This is a genomic window from Pseudoalteromonas sp. TAE79, assembly GCF_000498015.1.
In the GTDB taxonomy this organism is placed as follows: domain Bacteria; phylum Pseudomonadota; class Gammaproteobacteria; order Enterobacterales; family Alteromonadaceae; genus Pseudoalteromonas.
On the sequence record NZ_AUTL01000026.1, the window covers coordinates 1 to 15,514 of the forward strand.

Annotated in this window: 16 protein-coding genes; 9 read left to right on the plus strand and 7 right to left on the minus strand. The window is 40.6% G+C overall.

Annotated features, from left to right (window positions below; all coding sequences use genetic code 11):
- On the minus strand, positions 1-872 hold an 872-nt coding region (locus tag L655_RS0100675), incomplete at its 3' end, for an RDD family protein (RefSeq protein WP_024603756.1).
- Between the two features lie 152 nt (positions 873-1,024).
- Positions 1,025-2,110, minus strand: coding sequence for an alkene reductase (locus L655_RS0100680; RefSeq protein WP_024603757.1), 1,086 nt, complete (start codon positions 2,108-2,110; stop codon positions 1,025-1,027).
- Between the two features lie 180 nt (positions 2,111-2,290).
- Between L655_RS0100680 and L655_RS0100690 the strand changes: the two genes are divergently transcribed.
- Both L655_RS0100690 and L655_RS0100695 read left to right on the plus strand, forming a co-directional pair.
- Entirely contained in the window at positions 2,291-3,067 is a 777-nt protein-coding gene (locus tag L655_RS0100690) for a hypothetical protein (protein ID WP_024603758.1), read from the plus strand.
- Positions 3,068-3,149: 82 nt separating this feature from the next.
- Complete coding sequence (locus tag L655_RS0100695) at positions 3,150-3,674, plus strand: CIA30 family protein (protein ID WP_010554707.1); 525 nt, start codon at positions 3,150-3,152, stop codon at positions 3,672-3,674.
- A gap of 21 nt (positions 3,675-3,695) precedes the next feature.
- Here L655_RS0100695 and L655_RS0100700 read toward each other — a convergent pair whose 3' ends face one another.
- The 5 genes from L655_RS0100700 to L655_RS0100720 form a co-directional block, all read right to left on the minus strand.
- Complete coding sequence (locus tag L655_RS0100700) at positions 3,696-4,232, minus strand: hypothetical protein (protein WP_024603759.1); 537 nt, start codon at positions 4,230-4,232, stop codon at positions 3,696-3,698.
- Positions 4,233-4,378: 146 nt separating this feature from the next.
- Positions 4,379-4,633 carry a hypothetical protein gene (locus L655_RS0100705; RefSeq protein WP_002958531.1) on the minus strand — a complete coding sequence of 85 codons (255 nt, stop codon included), beginning with the start codon at positions 4,631-4,633 and terminating at the stop codon, positions 4,379-4,381.
- Positions 4,634-4,658: 25 nt separating this feature from the next.
- On the minus strand, positions 4,659-5,135 hold the full coding sequence (locus L655_RS0100710) for an FKBP-type peptidyl-prolyl cis-trans isomerase (RefSeq protein WP_007585579.1): 477 nt from the start codon (positions 5,133-5,135) through the stop codon (positions 4,659-4,661).
- A 2-nt stretch (positions 5,136-5,137) separates the two neighbouring features.
- Positions 5,138-7,576 carry an AAA family ATPase gene (locus L655_RS0100715; protein ID WP_024603760.1) on the minus strand — a complete coding sequence of 813 codons (2,439 nt, stop codon included), beginning with the start codon at positions 7,574-7,576 and terminating at the stop codon, positions 5,138-5,140.
- Between the two features lie 77 nt (positions 7,577-7,653).
- On the minus strand, positions 7,654-8,112 hold the full coding sequence (locus L655_RS0100720) for a zinc ribbon-containing protein (protein WP_007585575.1): 459 nt from the start codon (positions 8,110-8,112) through the stop codon (positions 7,654-7,656).
- 196 nt (positions 8,113-8,308) lie between these two features.
- On the opposite strand from L655_RS0100720, the gene leuS reads away from it, so the two are divergent.
- From leuS to mrdA, 7 genes are all read left to right on the plus strand, one after another.
- Complete coding sequence (gene leuS / locus L655_RS0100725; protein ID WP_007585573.1) at positions 8,309-10,897, plus strand: leucine--tRNA ligase; 2,589 nt, start codon at positions 8,309-8,311, stop codon at positions 10,895-10,897.
- 1 nt (position 10,898) lies between these two features.
- The gene (lptE, locus tag L655_RS0100730) at positions 10,899-11,390 is read left to right on the plus strand and encodes an LPS assembly lipoprotein LptE (protein WP_010554703.1); all 492 of its coding nucleotides are present in this window, start codon (positions 10,899-10,901) and stop codon (positions 11,388-11,390) included.
- Entirely contained in the window at positions 11,390-12,427 is a 1,038-nt protein-coding gene (holA, locus tag L655_RS0100735; RefSeq protein ID WP_024603761.1) for a DNA polymerase III subunit delta, read from the plus strand. Before lptE ends, holA begins: the two co-directional genes overlap by 1 nt.
- A gap of 21 nt (positions 12,428-12,448) precedes the next feature.
- Complete coding sequence (gene nadD, locus L655_RS0100740) at positions 12,449-13,084, plus strand: nicotinate-nucleotide adenylyltransferase (RefSeq protein ID WP_024603762.1); 636 nt, start codon at positions 12,449-12,451, stop codon at positions 13,082-13,084.
- Positions 13,085-13,139: 55 nt separating this feature from the next.
- Entirely contained in the window at positions 13,140-13,457 is a 318-nt protein-coding gene (gene rsfS, locus L655_RS0100745) for a ribosome silencing factor (protein WP_007585564.1), read from the plus strand.
- 37 nt (positions 13,458-13,494) lie between these two features.
- The gene (rlmH, locus tag L655_RS0100750) at positions 13,495-13,965 is read left to right on the plus strand and encodes a 23S rRNA (pseudouridine(1915)-N(3))-methyltransferase RlmH (protein ID WP_007585562.1); all 471 of its coding nucleotides are present in this window, start codon (positions 13,495-13,497) and stop codon (positions 13,963-13,965) included.
- A gap of 9 nt (positions 13,966-13,974) precedes the next feature.
- On the plus strand, positions 13,975-15,514 hold a 1,540-nt coding region (mrdA, locus tag L655_RS0100755), incomplete at its 3' end, for a penicillin-binding protein 2 (protein WP_024603763.1).

Sequence of the window (15,514 nt, forward strand, 5' to 3'; positions counted from 1 at the left end):
CCGCCGTAGCGACCAAAACAATCTAATAAACCTAATGGCTCACCGCTTAGGGCAACCACACGGATATTACAAACCTTTTTACCCGGTGTTTGGCCGCGCCAAAGTAACGAGAACAACGTAAAGTAAACAGCAGCCCAGCCAAAACCTAAGCCTAAGTCTTGAATAATGCCTTTGCTCCACTGCAAAATACTATTTGTGCTTGTTTGTGCAGGTTTTTCTTCTATTAACTGTGCCGGTTTTTCTTCTATTAACTGTGCAGGCTTTATTTCGTTATTTTCACTGAGCACTAATAGTTGTAAAAGTACGGTAGCAAGTTGTGGGCTTTGTAGGTCGTCCATTTCTGCTAATTTGGGAACTTGCCCAATTAAATTATCAAACGCGTTTTGTTGGCAAGGTTGCTCACAGCTTTCATCAGCTGTTTGCACTAAATAAGTATTTACCCGTTGTTTTTCTGTGGCGGTAAGCTGCATTTCATCTTGTATTTTTACGCCCTGAACAGCTAAACCTTGATCAGCCTTATCGTCTTCTAGGTAATCAATGCCAATTGAAAGCACAGTAAGTGCGCTTACAAATAAAATACTTGCTGCCGTTATTTTTAAGATTCTTCGCCACACATTCGACATTTTTGGAAGGTATTGCTGTGCCGTACCTTTATAAAAAGCCATTGCAGCAACAAACGCTATTAAAGCAGCGCTAAGCTTGGCCGCTAAAAATATCAGTGCAACATCAATAATAATCGCTAGTGCACGCCGAATTGGCGTAGCTAAAGGCAAGCCCAGTAAAGCGCTGTCAATTTTAAAAGCGTAGGGTGTAATAACTTCTCGGGTTTCAGAATTTGATAATTCTAATTGTTCTATTTCTGTGGCTTTCATTTATTTTCTTGTTATTAAAATAGGTAACCCGGTTAACTTACGCGTTTTTTATTTTTTGCTCAAGGTAAAGCTATTAGAATCAATGCACAAAAAAGGGCTGCATAAAATGCAGCCCTTCATGTTTTTACTCAATGTTAATTACTTACTAGCAATTATACCGTTGGATAATCGGTGTAGCCTTGTTCTGCGCCACCAAACAAAGTGTCGGGGTTGTGGCTGTTAAGTGGCTTGCCTTGCTTTAAGCGTGCTGGTAAGTCTGGGTTTGATACAAACGGGCGACCAAAGCCAATCATGTCGGCCCAGCCTTCGCTAAGTGCTTTGTCTGCGCGCTCTTTGGTGTACTTACCTGCGTAAATTAATACTCCACTGTAGGCTTTGCGAATCGATTTTTTAAATTCAACACTCATTAAAGGTGCGTCATCCCAATCGGCTTCGGCTATATGCATGTAACCTACACCGGCTTTATTTAATGCCTCAGAAACCGCTAAGTAAGTTTCCTCAGGGTTTTCGTCTACTGTGCCATTAAGAGTTGTTAACGGGGCAAGTCTTACGCCTACTTTGCTGCTACCAATTTCGTCGCTAACAGCATTTACCACTTCAATTAAAAAGCGTATTCGGTTTTGCACACTGCCACCATATTCATCGGTGCGAGCATTTGACTCTGAGTCTAAAAATTGATTAATAAGGTAACCATTTGCAGCATGAAGCTCTATGCCATCAAACCCTGCATTAACTGCATTTTTAGCAGCTTGGCGAAATTCACCTATGACATGCGTAATATCTTGTTTGCTCATTTCGCGTGGGAGTTGGGTGTCTACAAACCCCGGTGCGCCGTTTGTATCTACAAATACTTTTACGTCTTTTGCAGCAATGGCCGATGCAGAAATAGGCTGCACGCCACCGGTGTTGTCACTATGAGTTACACGGCCAACATGCCAAAGCTGAGCAAACATCACTCCACCAGCGCTATGTACTGCGCTTGTTACTTTACTCCAGCCTGCAACTTGCTCATTTGAATAAATACCCGGAGTCCAAGCGTAACCTTTACCAAGCTCACTAATTTGTGTGCCTTCGCTTACAATTAGTCCGGCACTTGCGCGCTGTGCGTAATATGTTGCCATTAAGTCGTTAGCTATATCGCCAGGCTGTGTTGAACGCGAGCGAGTCATTGGGGGCATAACAATACGGTTTTTTAATGTTTTACCTGCAAGTTCTATTGGTTCAAAAAGTAATGTCATAATGCCTCCTAAGTTTGATTGCGCTCATAATAACGTAACCAAGCACATGCAAAAACAACAAAAACTGCAAAATAGTTTTGTTGTATCTGCAATAAAGCCACAAAGTAAAACACATTAACTTTAGGTGAACTAAATGTATTTTATTGACTCTTAACAGCACTATTAAGTTGAGGGTTTGATGTGAATAAAGGGAATGCATGGCCGTGGATTATCTCGTTGTGTATACACGCTATTGTGTTGTACTTTTTGTTTTCGCAATCTATTAGAGTTGCGCCGCCAAAGCAGGAAAAAAACGCAATAATACAGGCCTATGTTACGGTTAATTTAGCAAGCCTACCTAAGCCAAGCTCAGTTGTTACAACAACCAATGCGCCTGATATAAAAACTGTAAACACTAAAACTGATGCACCAAATTCAGTGACCTCTAACACTACACCTATAAAAAAAGATTCTACAAAAGCCAAAGTAAGGGTAACTAAAAAAACGCAAGCCAAAACCATCACGTTACCAAAGGCACAAACAGAGCGTAAAAATGACTCTGTTAAACCTACTGAACCCCAGTCAGCTGTGCCTTCAGAGCCTCCAACAAAAGCCTCTCAAACATTTAAAAAGCTAAATCCATACGCGCCGCTATTTGGCACCCCTGTAAATAATATGACTCATAAAAAAATGGTCTCCTTTGGTGAAGATAAAAGCTCTGAAAATGAAGAAATAAACAATAAGCCCACAATTAAAACACCAGTAAAATCTGATAATTCAGAAGTTCTTAGCCAAAATACAATAGGCACACGACGATTAGAAAAATTTAACGGTAAATGCTATTTAATTGATACTTCAACCGTATTTGGTAGTAATGGCATGCCTCAAGGTAGCGCGCAGACCTGCCCTGGTGAGCAAACTGATGATGAAATATTATTTAATAAAATAATGGATAAGTGGGCTCGTAAAAATAATTAGTTTTAAATTAGTGAACAAATACATTATTAAAGCGTATTAGTTATAAGTACTCCACTTACTTAATGCCAATTAGGAAACACGTATGACAACAAAGCAACTATCATCACTTTTTGTATTTAATTTATTAGTTGTAAGTGCACAAGCGAATGCAAACCAGCGCTGGTACGTTGTTAACGACTCAGTAATGGGCGGTGTATCTAATAGCGAAGTAACACAAACTCAAGAAAGCTTGCTTTTTACAGGCAATGTTTCGCTTGATAATAACGGCGGTTTTGCATCAATACGTACAGAGCTAAATACACAAAGCCAAAATACTAAAGCTATAGCACTGCGCGTTAAAGGGGATGGACAAACCTATCAGCTTAGACTCAGAACTACCAATTACCTTGATGGCGCAGCGTACACCCACTCATTTAAAACAGTAAAAAATGAATGGGTAGATATAAACTTCGCTCCGAGTGATTTTACTTTAACGTATCGCGGTCGCGTGCTTGAGCAACAACCGATTATTGATTTTGACGACATAAAACAGCTAGGCTTTATGATTGCAGGCAAGCAAGAAGGTAAGTTTAAACTTGAAGTGGGTAAAATTGAGTTTAAAAGCTAGCCCACCAGCATGTTGGTGGCGCTAAATAGTATAGTCGTCGCCCCGTCTCTTCATTTCACTAATAACCAGCTCAACCATTTGTTGTTTTATTGCTGCTTGCTCTGACTTTAACTCCCCTAATTGCAGCTCTAACATATCTATTTGTTCTTGCTGTTGCGTGTTTTTATATTTTTTTGCACCTAGGTGCTCTGCATCAAAAGTTAAACTCGCATCACTTTTATTCGGCTCACTTGCAGAAGTGTTTATAGTTAAACTACGTTGTACGGGGCTTTGTTTAAGTTTATTAATTTGCTCTTGCAGCGTAATAACTCGCCCAGCGAAGTGCTTGTATACTTTTTCTAGGTTTTTATATTGATTGCCAAACGTAGCGTTATCTTCACTATATTCTTGCGCTTTGGTATCTAGAAACTTTGATAACACATATTTTGGCTCTTCCTCATTTTCTTCCTCGCTCTTTTCTTCACTCGCTTTTTCAACAGGTAGTTTATCTGATTGCGCTAAAGTTTGAGCATTTGAGCTGTGTACTTGGTATGCAATGGGAGTCGGTGAAATCTTCATTATTTTATCCCTAAAATAGCTTTGTCTCTTTTATAGGTATCGACCTCGCATTAAAATTCTTGAGTAAATTTTCATGTTAGCTAAAAGCAAAAAGCCCCACTTTATTAAAGTAGGGCTTATACCAATTTATTAAACTAACTCGTTGCTTACTTAGTGCTTTGGTTATCTTGTGAGAGCGCAATAAGTGCAAGCGCCGCATTTAGGCGAGTATTTAAATTATTATAAATAGTCATTCCAAACACACCAATAATACAAACTATTAAACCCATTTGTAGGTTAACGCTCATCTCTAGTAAAAAAACAGCTGCAACGAGTAAGCACAGCGCTAATGCATAAATAATAGATTGAAAGGTAAAGTTAATATCACCCTTGGCTATTTTAAGTAATTCGTCTTTATTCATAATTTACTTCCTTGTTATTTGATCACTAAGACTCAATTGCCAGTAACTCTACTTCAAATATAAGTACTGAGGCAGGAGGAATACTCCCTACACGTTTTTCGCCGTACGCTAATTGGTGCGGTACATATAGCGTGTATTTATCGCCGGGGCTCATCAGTTGTAAGCCCTCAGTCCAACCTTTAATAACTTGGTGTAAACCAAAGCTAATCGGTGTTTTACGCTCTACTGAACTGTCAAACACAGTGCCGTCGATTAGTGTGCCGTGGTAATGCACGTTAACCATACTTTTTGGGGTTGGTGTGTTTTCGTTTTCGCTTTTATGGATTACTTTATACTGCAAGCCAGAAGTCGTTTCTACTACGCCTTCTACCTTTGCGTTAGCGGCTAAATAGTCTGCACCTATTTGTGCATTTATGCCTGCTTGTTGTTTTGCTTTTTTACTATTTTGAAATATTAAAAAACAAAAAATGGCGATAACTACCGCCAAAATTATATTAATCATCATTAACCTTTTTCGCTGTCTAGCTCTTCGTCTTTTTCGTCATCTTCGTCTTTTTCGTCATCATCGCCGTTTACTATGTCGGCAATCTCTTTGAGGCGAGCAAGTGCAATACCGTTTACTGAGTTTTCTGGATACTGGTCATCAATAATATCGCCAGCTTCTATACCCATTAACAAGTTAAGCGCTTGGTCTACGGTTTCAACTGCGTAAATATTGAATTTACCCGCTTCAACCGCATTAAGTATTTCGTCATCAAGCACTAAGTTAACTTGGTTTGATTTAGGAATGATAACGCCTTGCGAACCTGTTAAACCACGCATTTTACACAGTTTAAAAAAGCCTTCTATTTTTTCGTTTACGCCACCAATGGCTTGTACATCACCATGTTGGTTTATAGAGCCTGTAAGCGCAATTGATTGGCTAATAGGTAGGCTAGTAATAGACGAAATAAGCGCACACAACTCTGCTAAAGATGCGCTATCGCCATCTATGTAACCATAGCTTTGCTCAATGGCAATATTAGCGCTAAGCGTTAAGCTAAAGTGCTGCGCATATTTATTACCTAAATAACCGGTAAGTAGCATTACCCCTTTTGAGTGAATTGCTTTGCCAAGCTCAGCTTCGCGTTCAACATCTATTACGCCATCAGCGCCAGCATAAACCGTTGCCGTAATACGCGCAGGGGTACCAAATGAGGTATCGCCAATGTGTAATACGGTTAAGCCATTTACTTTACCAATGGCTTGGCCGTCGGTTGCAATAAGTGTGTGACCTTCTTTTATATCACTGAGCATATTTTCGCTAATTTGGCCGGTACGGTATTGCTTGCCTTCAATGGCTTCGTCAATATGGTGCGCGTCAATAACGGCTAATTTGTCTTGTTTTGCGTAGTAACTGGCCTCTGCAATAAGTTCAAGTACATCAGCAAAACGCGCTGATAATTTATTTTGATGCTCAGCTTGGCGGTAACTAAATTTAAGTAAACGCACCATAGCAGCCTGCGTTGCAGTGCACTTTAATGTTTGCTCGCAATACTCGGTTACTTTAGTAATAAACTGGTATTGCAATTTATCGCTACTTGGCAAGTAGTAATCAAAGTCAGCTAATACTCTAAATAGCTCTGCAAATTCTTCATCGTACTCACCTATGGTGTAGTACAACTCGCGCGAACCTAATAAAATAATTTTAACATCAAGCGGTATAAGCTGCGGGCGAAGTGTAAAGCTCGTCCCTACTGTGCTGTCTTGATACGGTAAGTCGTTTTTAATTTGATGTGTTTTTAACGCGAGTTTTAAACCATCCCACACTTGTGGGTTTGCCATGATTTTTTCAGCGTCCATAATTAAATAGCCGCCATTAGCACGATGCAATGCACCAGCCTGAATTGAGCGATAACAGGTAATTAAAGAGCCTTGCGATGTTGAGTACTCAATTTTGCCAAATATATTGCCAAACGTTGGATTAGGCTCGTACACAACCGGTGCTGCGTCGTCCTCTTTAAACTCAACTAAAATGTTAGGTGCAAAAAAGTCGGTAAGCATGCCTTTGCGATCAAAGTCTTCTTTGCTTTCTTCACTTTCATCTTCGTCATCTAGCCATTCAAGTACCGCGTCTATAATTTCAACGCGTATATCTTTTAAATAGCGCAGTACACCAATATGCGTGGCATATTTATGTTCTAAGTCTTTTAAAAGTGGTTTAGTGGCTTGCTCTGCAGTCGACTTTTTAAGATTGCGTTGTTTTTCTTTTGATTCGCGTTTCCAACGTGGCAGCTCTATTAACGCTTCTATTAATGCATCTTCTAGCTTTTCAATTTTTTCAAAAAACTCTTCACGTAACGTTTCTTCAAGTTCGCCAAATTCGCTGTCGCTCAATTGTTTACCATCTACAAGTGGTGCAAACCCTACTGAATTTTTTTCTTCAACTAATGCAACGCTTTGCTCAAACGCCGCAATTTCTACTGCGGTAATAGCACTGTCGTAGGCATCGTTAAATTCACGATCGATTGATTTTTTCTTACGCTGATACGCTGGGTTATCAAATGCCGCAGGAAAGGTGTCGAGTACTTCATCTAAAAATGAATCTATATCGTCACTAAGTTGCTTGCTTTGACCTGGTTGCATAAACAGCGCAATAGGTTCTCTGTGGTCATCGTAATTGTTTACGTATAACCATTCGTTTGGCGTTGAGCTGTCTTTTGCGTGTTGTTTAAGTTTATCTTTAACAAGCGTAAAGCGCCCGTGAGCGGCCTCGCCCATTACATAAACGTTGTAACCCGGCAGTTCCATCCCTAATGAAAAATCTAAAGCACTTTGGGCGCGTTGTTGGCCTATAAACGTAAGTTGCTCTGGGTATGGATTGTTCATACACGTGTTTACGTGATTAGTAGAAATACTCGGTGCGAGTTTTGAAACAGATAGTGGCAGCAATTTTTTCGTCATTCTAACTTCTTTTTTTACCAGCATATTCGCTGGCCTTTGGGCGTATTAAGTGGCCCGCAGCCACTTAATACTTATATTTAAGGGTGCAGTGCCTTACGACTAAAATAGATTCCATCACATTCAATACACGGTGTAATTTGTGTAGCGTGATAAACATCGTAACTATGGGTGCAATTCTTACATACTAATGTGCCCATGGCTATCCATTCGCCTGCGTGATACACACCATTGTGCTTAAAATCTTGGCTAAGAGATTGCCACTCAAGTTGAGTTTTATCTTCTATGTGCGACAGTTCAAACCAAAGAGACTCTTTAAGCTCTTGCCATGCAAGCGAATTATAGTGTGATTCGTTCTCTACTATATGTTCAATATCATTCTTTAAATAACTTTTGTAGAGCTCATATCTTTCTTGACTTAAATCTTTAAGCGCCTGCTCAGATTCAACAAACCCAGAAACCACATCTTTTAAACCATGCTCTTTCACATCTTTTATCCAATGGGTAAAACTGCTAAGCCATGTTTTGTAATCAGTCATTTTTTACTCCTTCAAAATTGCTGTTAAATCAGTCTGTAACTTATGCCTTTAGCTAACCACACTATAAAAAGGCAGGTTAACCTGCACTGAAAGTTACAATTTAATAAAAGCATGTTTTTGACGCTGTGAATAGTGTTTTATTTGGGGTATCCTAACGGCAATTTTTTATTAGTTTGCAAGAAGTCTGGAACCATAGATGCAAGAGCAATATAACCCGCAAGATATAGAGTCAAAAGTACAAAGCTACTGGGAAGAAAACCAGGTATTTAAAGTCACTGAAGATGAGAGCAAAGAAAAGTATTACTGCCTTTCTATGTTCCCTTATCCGAGTGGTCGACTGCATATGGGTCATGTGCGTAACTACACCATTGGTGATGTTGTTTCTCGTTTCCAGCGCCTGCAAGGCAAAAACGTAATGCAACCTATGGGTTGGGATGCGTTTGGTTTACCTGCAGAAAACGCTGCTATTAAAAACAAAACAGCACCAGCTAAGTGGACATACGAAAATATTGATTACATGCGTACTCAACTTAAGCAATTAGGTTTTGGTTATGACTGGGATCGCGAAATTGCGACATGTCATCCAGAATACTACAAGTGGGAGCAGTGGTTTTTCACTAAGCTTTACGAAAAAGGCCTAGTGTATAAAAAAATGTCGACAGTTAACTGGGATCCAGTAGATCAAACAGTACTCGCTAACGAGCAAGTTATTGACGGTCGCGGTTGGCGTTCAGGCGCTGTGGTTGAGCAAAAAGAAATTCCACAGTGGTTTATTAAAATTACCGACTACGCACAAGAGCTACTTGACGATTTAGACAAGTTAGAAGATTGGCCAGAGCAAGTTAAAACAATGCAGCGCAACTGGATTGGCCGCTCTGAAGGGTGTGATATTGAATTTAAACGCACCGATAACGACGAAACATTTAGCGTATACACAACTCGTCCAGATACCTTTATGGGTGTTACGTATGTTGCTGTTGCTGGTGGTCACCCTATTGCGCAAGAAGCCGCTAAAAATAGCGACGCTATTGCAATGTTTGTTGAAGAATGCAAAAACACCAAAGTTGCCGAAGCAGACATGGCAACAATGGAGAAAAAAGGCATAGCAACAGGCTTTTACGCCACTCACCCATTAACGGGCGAGCAAGTACCAATTTGGGTTGCTAACTTTGTATTAATGCATTATGGCTCAGGCGCTGTAATGGCAGTACCTGCACACGATCAACGCGACTTTGAGTTTGCAACAGCGTACGGCCTAGATATAAAACAAGTCATTGCGCCTGCTGAAGGTTCAGATCTTGAAGTAAACCTAAAAGAATCAGCATTTACCGATAAAGGCGTACTTGTAAATTCGGGTGAATTTAACGGCCTTGATTTTGAAGCTGGTTTTAAAGCGATTGCCGATAAATTAGAAGCACTCGGTGTTGGTGAGCGTAAAGTAAACTTCCGCCTGCGTGACTGGGGTGTGAGCCGTCAGCGCTATTGGGGTTCTCCAATTCCAATGCTTAGCGATGAAGATGGTAAAGAACTTGCTGCAACAGAAGATATGCTACCAGTTCGCTTACCAGAAGATGTGGTAATGAACGGTGTAACTTCACCACTTAAAGCAGACCCAGAGTGGGCTAAAACAACAGTAAATGGCGCACCTGCGTTTCACGAAACTGATACGTTTGACACCTTTATGGAATCGTCTTGGTATTACGCACGCTACTGTAGCCCACGCTACGACGAAGGCATGCTAGATCCAGCGGCTGCTAACTACTGGTTACCAGTAAACCAATACATTGGTGGTATTGAGCATGCAATTTTACATTTATTGTACTCACGCTTTTTCCATAAATTATTACGTGACTTTGGTTTAGTTAATTCAGACGAGCCGTTTGACCGCTTACTTTGTCAAGGTATGGTACTTGCTGAAACATTTTATCGTAAAGATGAAAAAGGCGGCGACATTTGGATTTCGCCAACTGATGTTAATACCGAAACCGACGAAAAAGGCCGCGTTACTAAAGCATGGCACAAGGAAGACGGCGAGCCGGTATTCTCATCAGGCATGAGCAAAATGTCTAAGTCTAAAAACAATGGTATAGACCCACAACATGTAATTGCCCAGTATGGTGCAGATACAGTGCGTTTATTCATGATGTTTACAGCACCACCAGAGCAAACGCTTGAATGGTCAGACTCAGGCGTTGAAGGCGCGCATCGTTTCTTAAAACGTGTATGGAAGTACGCGGTAGACGTTAAAACAGTAGGTTACCAAGCACTTGATAAATCAGCGCTAACTAATCCGCAAAAAGTACTACGTCGAGACTTACACAAAGCAATTGCTAAAGTGACTGATGATGTTGAACGTCGTCAAACCTTTAACACCGCTATTGCAGCTATTATGGAGCTTTCTAATAAGTTATTAAAAGCACCACTGAGCGACAAACAAGATGTAGCGATTGCTAACGAAGCACTTGAAGCATTAGTTATTATGCTTGCACCTATTACTCCGCATTTATCGCATGAGCTTTGGAAAGAGCTTGGTAAAAAAGGCGAAATTTTAGATGCTGCATGGCCAAAAGTTGACGAGTCTGCACTTGTTGAAGATGAAAAACTAATCATCGTACAAGTAAACGGCAAGCTTCGCGCTAAGTTAACAGTGGCAGCTGGTGCAACTCAAGAGCAAGTAGAAGCCCTTGCGTTTGCAGAATCTAACGTAACTAAATTTACTGATGGCTCAACCATTCGTAAAATCATTTACGTACCAGGCAAGCTACTTAACGTGGTAGCTAACTAATATGGCTGCATTTAACGCCATTAAAAATGGACTAGCCTTAGTGCTAGTCTGTTTTTTGTTATCAAGCTGTGGCTTTCATTTAAAAAAAGCCTCTAGCCTGCCTGATAACTTAAAACAGCTAACACTTGTAGGCGATGACGAAAAATCGACTTTATTCACTGAGCTTAAAAAAGAGCTTAAAGCGAGTAACGTAGAGTTAGTATCGTCAGCTAAAGATAAAGCCCAATTGTACTTACGCAAAGAAAGCATTGAACGCCAAACACTTTCGCTGTTTCAAAACGGCCAAGTTGCTGAATATGAGCTCGCTTATGGCGTATCGTATGTAGTTAAACGCCCAGGTGAAAAAGCGATAGAAAAACGTTTTGAGCTTTACCGTAATTACCAAGACGATCCGGATCATGCATTAGCAAAAGCAAAAGAGCTTGAGCTACTTATTAGCGAAATTCGTGAGCAAGCCAGTCGTCGTATTGTTAGAGAGCTGTCGCAACTATAATGCGCTGCTACGCTAATCAACTACCGAGTGAATTAAATAAAGGGCTAAAGCCCTTTTATTTAGTATTTGGAGAAGAGCCTTTTCAAGAAGCGCAGTGCGTACAACAAATTCGCGACAGTGCTAAGCAACAAGGTTTTGATGAAGTAATTAAGTTTACTTTAATGCAAGGATTCGATTGGCAAGAAATTATAGCCCAGTACCAAAGTATGTCGCTGTTTAGCGCCCGCACTATTATTGAGCTTGATTTAAACCAACAAAAGCCAGGCGTTATTGGCAGCAACACCTTTAAAAAAGTAGTTGAGCTGGTTAATCCCGATACTATTTTAATTGTTAAAGGCGCTAAAGCCAGCCAAGAAGTACAACGTGGAGCATGGTTTAAAGCTCTTGATAAGCAAGGTGTATTTGTACCTTGCTACCCGCTTACGGGCTCTCATGTAAAACGATGGCTTGATGAGCAATGCCAACGTTTATCACTTAATATGCAAAGCGACGCCAAAGTAACCTTGATAAATGCCACCGAAGGCAACTTGTTAGCCTGTTTTCAGGAACTTGAGAAGCTCTCGCTACTGCACGGCAATGCATTAATTACTCAGCAATTAGTAATGCAAGGTCTGTTAAACCAAGCCAAGTTTGATATTTTTGATTTAAGCGATGCGCTATTAAATGGCCACGCTAAACAAGCTATAAAAGTATTAAACAAACTTGCCAGCGATAACACCGAAGTGGTGAGTATTTTGTGGGCTATAACCAAAGAGCTTAATACACTTATAAGCGTGCAACTTGGTTTATTAAATGGCGAACCTATCGCTAATTTATTTAAACAAAAAGCAATCTGGAAAAACCAACAAGGTCCAGTACAAAATGCTATTAACCGTTTAAACATGCATACACTAGAACAAATAAACAGTGATGTTGCGTTGTTTGATGCCAGTTACAAGCAAGGTAATTTAATTGCACCTTACCAAGCGCTTGCTCATATTTGTATTAAATTTTGCCAGCCGCTCAACATTCCTATGCCGTGCCACGCGGTTAATTAATAAATAGCTAATGGGTGTAAAATGATCGCAATTTTTGGTGGCACTTTCGACCCAGTCCATTTAGGCCATCTAAATATGGCGCTGCAATGCGTAAATGCGTTTAATTTAAATACGCTTTATTTTATGCCCTGTGCATTACCTGCACATAAAGCAGCTCCGGGTATTAGTGCAGAGCACCGAATTAATATGCTCAACGCAGCTATTGCTCCTTACCCTCATTTTGAACTCGATTTAAGAGAACTTAATCGAACCGGTCCATCGTATTCGTTGCTGAGCTTACAAGAACTTCGTAAAGAGCACCCCACTACACCTATTTTATTTTTAATTGGTATGGACTCATTTAACAATCTCGATAAGTGGTTTGAGTGGAAGGCAATAACGCAGCTTTGCCATATTGTGGTGTACCAGCGCCCTGCTCAACATTGCACTGTAACAGGTGAGCTCAAAAGCTATATGCAACGCGCAAATGCCGGCGAAGTAGCGGCACTTAAACACTCACTTGCAGGTAAACTTTATTTTTTACCGGGCGAAATGCTCGATGCGGCCTCAAGCACCATTCGCGAACAACTGAAAAAAAGTAATAAAAAGAATGAACTATTGCCCGATGCAGTGAGTCATTACATAGAAGTGCATCAGCTCTATCAAATTGATGCTTAAAAACTCCTAGCGTGTTAAAATGCGCGCCATTAAATTTTTAAATTGAGACAAAACCTTGGATTCAAAACAACTACTCGCCTTTGCTATGGACAAAATTGACGATATGAAAGCGCGTGACATCGTTCATATTGACGTTACTGGAACATCAGATATCACAGATTACATGGTAATTTGTTCTGGTACTTCTAAACGCCACGTACAGTCAATTGCCGATCACTTAGCAAAAGAAGCGCGTCATGCAGATTCAGAGCCATTAGGTTATGAAGGTGAAGGCGACGGCGAATGGGCACTGGTTGATTTAGGTGATGTGGTTGTACACGTGATGCAAAACGAAGCACGTAGCTATTACGATCTAGAAAAACTGTGGGGCTAAACGCTCACTCATTTTAGACAATGCTTGGAAGTAATACGTGAAAATACAAATGATTGCTGTTGGTACTAAAATGCCAGCATGGGTAGAAACGGGATTTGCAGAATATCAGCGACGTTTCCCTAAAGATATGGCCCTAGAGTTAATTGAAATTCAAGCCGGAAAACGTGGTAAAAATGCAGATATAAAACGTATTTTACACATTGAAGGTGAAAAAACATTAGCGGCTATTCCAAAAGGCAATCGTATTGTAACGTTAGAGGTAACAGGGAAAGCGCTGGATACTCACCAACTTGCTAAAAATATGGAAAAATGGCAACTCGATGGCCGCGATGTAAGTTTACTTATTGGCGGACCTGAAGGACTTGCTCCAGAGTGCATTGCAGCTTCTGAGCAAAAATGGTCGTTATCTAATTTAACATTGCCGCACCCTTTGGTGCGTATAATTGTTGCAGAGAGCCTTTACCGAGGCTGGAGCTTAAATAACAACCATCCTTATCATCGCGAGTAACCCCTTGCCATGCTAAAACATAGACCCACTATTCGTGACCACTCCGCAGAAGCAAACTTATTTGCTAGGCGAGCATTCGTGGGTTTTGTTTTTGTATTAGGATTAGTCGCTGTATTGCTTTCTAATCTTTATACTATTCAGGTAGAAGATCACCAAGACTACCAAACCCGCTCCAACGATAACCGCATTAAAGTTATTCCTATTGCACCCAACCGTGGTTTAATTTACGACCGTAACGGTGTGCTACTTGCTGAAAACAAACCTGTTTACAACCTTGAAGTCATCCCCGAAGAGGTAGATGACCTTGACGAATCGCTTGATCAAATAAGTAAAATAATTGCGATTACAGAGCAAGATAAACAAGACTTTTTAAAAGATATAAAACACACCCGTCGTTTTAAATCACAAGTATTAAAAGCCCGCTTAGACGAAACTGAAGTGGCGAAATTTTCGGTTAATCAACATAAATTCCCTGGTTTTAGTATTGAGGCACGTCTGGCTCGCTACTACCCATTTGGTGACACGCTAACGCATGCGCTTGGATATGTTGCCAAGCTTAATAGAAAAGAGCTAAACCAATTAGAGCAAGAAGACCGTGCAACCAATTACCGCGCCACACATGATATTGGCAAACTCGGCATAGAGAAATATTACGAAGAAACACTGCACGGTAAAGTAGGCTCACAACGGGTAGAAGTTAATAACCGTGGCCGTGTAATACGCACCCTGAGCATGACCCAACCGCAACCAGGTAGCGACTTAGTACTGACTTTAGACGTTGGCTTGCAACAAATAGCACAACACGCGCTTAAAGATATGCGCGGCGCTGTTGTAGTTATGGACGCCAAAGATGGCGGCGTGCTGGCACTTTATTCAAACCCAAGTTACGATCCAAACTTATTTGTACACGGCATTAGCAGCAAAAATTATAAAGCGCTGCTTAACCAAGACCGGCCATTAATAAACCGTACTACGCAAGGTCGTTATGCGCCGGCCTCTACTGTAAAGCCTTTAATGGCAGTATTAGCGCTTGAAGAAAATATAGTAAATGAGTCAACATCAATGTGGGATCCTGGCTTTTTTCAAATTCCAAATGTTGAACATAAATGGCGAGATTGGAAACGTTGGGGCCATGGTCATGTAGATGTATATAAAGCGATTGAAGAGTCGTGTGATACCTATTTTTACGATGCGGCTTATCGATTAGGCATTACTAAAATAAGCGATTTTATGGCCCGTTTTGGCTACGGTGATTTGTCAGGTATTGATATTCACGAAGAAACTACTGCTATTCTACCTTCAAAAGAATGGAAAGAAGGACGCTTTAAAGAATCTTGGTGGCGCGGTGATACTATTTCGGTAGGCATTGGCCAAGGTTACTGGACTGCCACACCTATTCAAATTGCAAATGCAACTAACATATTAGTTAATCGTGGTATTAATCATCCCCCTCATTTGGTGCAAGTGATAAAAAAAGATAACGACATAACGCAAATTAACAACGAAGAAAAACCCCCTGTTATTTTAAAAGATCCGCGCCATTGGCAGG

Bases quoted from the DNA above. Each gene is read 5' to 3' on its own strand.
- L655_RS0100680 (WP_024603757.1), bottom strand. From the start codon at position 2,110: ATGACATTACTTTTTGAACCAATAGAACTTGCAGGTAAAACATTAAAA.
- L655_RS0100695 (WP_010554707.1), top strand. From the start codon at position 3,150: ATGACAACAAAGCAACTATCATCACTTTTTGTATTTAATTTATTAGTT.
- L655_RS0100700 (WP_024603759.1), bottom strand. From the start codon at position 4,232: ATGAAGATTTCACCGACTCCCATTGCATACCAAGTACACAGCTCAAAT.
- L655_RS0100705 (WP_002958531.1), bottom strand. From the start codon at position 4,633: ATGAATAAAGACGAATTACTTAAAATAGCCAAGGGTGATATTAACTTT.
- L655_RS0100710 (WP_007585579.1), bottom strand. From the start codon at position 5,135: ATGATTAATATAATTTTGGCGGTAGTTATCGCCATTTTTTGTTTTTTA.
- L655_RS0100715 (WP_024603760.1), bottom strand. From the start codon at position 7,576: ATGACGAAAAAATTGCTGCCACTATCTGTTTCAAAACTCGCACCGAGT.
- L655_RS0100720 (WP_007585575.1), bottom strand. From the start codon at position 8,112: ATGACTGATTACAAAACATGGCTTAGCAGTTTTACCCATTGGATAAAA.
- leuS (WP_007585573.1), top strand. From the start codon at position 8,309: ATGCAAGAGCAATATAACCCGCAAGATATAGAGTCAAAAGTACAAAGC.
- lptE (WP_010554703.1), top strand. From the start codon at position 10,899: ATGGCTGCATTTAACGCCATTAAAAATGGACTAGCCTTAGTGCTAGTC.
- holA (WP_024603761.1), top strand. From the start codon at position 11,390: ATGCGCTGCTACGCTAATCAACTACCGAGTGAATTAAATAAAGGGCTA.
- nadD (WP_024603762.1), top strand. From the start codon at position 12,449: ATGATCGCAATTTTTGGTGGCACTTTCGACCCAGTCCATTTAGGCCAT.